Genomic DNA, 1,236 nt, shown 5'->3' with positions numbered 1-1,236 from the left:
ATTTTACCTCAAAATGAGCTTATCGGAAACTTTGCAACAGAACCCTAAAAATAGACTAGCGGTTGAATCGCCAACCGCTTTTTTACTTGGTGGGCAACCAGGATCAGGTAAAACTAGTTTGCGATCGGCAATTTCCGAAGAGACACAAGGAAATGTTGTTATCATTGATAATGATACGTTCAAACAACAGCACCCTAATTTTGATGAACTAGTGAAACTTTATGAAAAAGACGTAGTAAAATACGTTACCCCTTATTCTAATCGCATGACAGAAGCGATCATAAGCCGTTTGAGAGATAAAGGGTATAATTTAGTGATTGAAGGTACAGGACGAACAACAGACGTTCCTATTCAAACCGCAACAATGCTTCAAGCCAAAGATTATGAAACAAAAATGTATGTCATGGCAGTACCTAAAATCAACTCATATTTAGGAACAATTGAACGGTATGAAACTATGTATGCAGATGATCCAATGACAGCCAGGGCAACACCAAAACAAGCGCATGATATTGTTGTCAAAAACTTACCGACCAATTTAGAAACCCTTCATAAAACGGGCTTATTTAGCGATATAAGGCTTTACAATAGAGAAGGAGTGAAACTCTATTCAAGCTTAGAAACGCCTTCCATTAGTCCGAAAGAGACCTTAGAAAGAGAATTAAATCGTAAAGTATCAGGGAAAGAAATTCAACCGACTTTGGAGAGAATAGAGCAAAAAATGGTTCAAAATCAACACCAAGAAACCCCTGAATTTAAAGCAATTCAACAAAAAATGGAAAGCTTGCAGCCACCTACACCACCAATACCCAAAACACCTAAACTTCCAGGGATTTAAACCTTAAAAAAGTAAAAGAGTAGTTACCAAAAAACGGTAACTACTCTTTTTTTATAAAAACATTTCCTCATTTTTTAAAAGCTGATCGAGAAATAAAGCACACAACTGTATTCTTTCTTTTTTCAGTTGGTACATTTTGCAGTCTGTAACGTGCCATTTACTGTTTGTTACCTTAACATATCCAGTCGAAAACACAAGGGTATATAAACGAGCAAGCTCGCCCTTGTGTTTTCTTTGTGTCTATGTTGCGTTCTCGTCACAGCAAACGACACGAACACACTGGCGAAAATGAACCAACAAAACGAAAAAAGAAAGGAGCGTACACTGTAATTTATTTCTAGCTTTTAAAACATGAGGAAAACAGCTTCACTTCCTCAAACGCCTAACAAAAATGGTTG

At 36.9% G+C, this 1,236-nt stretch carries 1 protein-coding gene; it reads left to right on the top strand.

Annotated elements, in window-relative coordinates:
- Positions 1-13 precede the first annotated feature (13 nt).
- Positions 14-838, top strand: coding sequence for a zeta toxin family protein (locus tag Q1X33_RS16560; protein ID WP_086321366.1), 825 nt, complete (start codon positions 14-16; stop codon positions 836-838).
- Positions 839-1,236 lie beyond the last annotated feature (398 nt).

This window comes from Enterococcus sp. B2E4 (assembly GCF_030499455.1).
GTDB classification, from domain to species: Bacteria; Bacillota; Bacilli; order Lactobacillales; family Enterococcaceae; genus Enterococcus_D; species Enterococcus_D casseliflavus.
Note: the sequence above shows the minus strand (reverse complement) of the source record. Positions and strands in the feature narration are given on the sequence as shown.

What these genes read in the sequence shown, in the direction of transcription:
- Q1X33_RS16560 (WP_086321366.1), top strand. Translation starts at nt 14, where the DNA reads ATGAGCTTATCGGAAACTTTGCAACAGAACCCTAAAAATAGACTAGCG.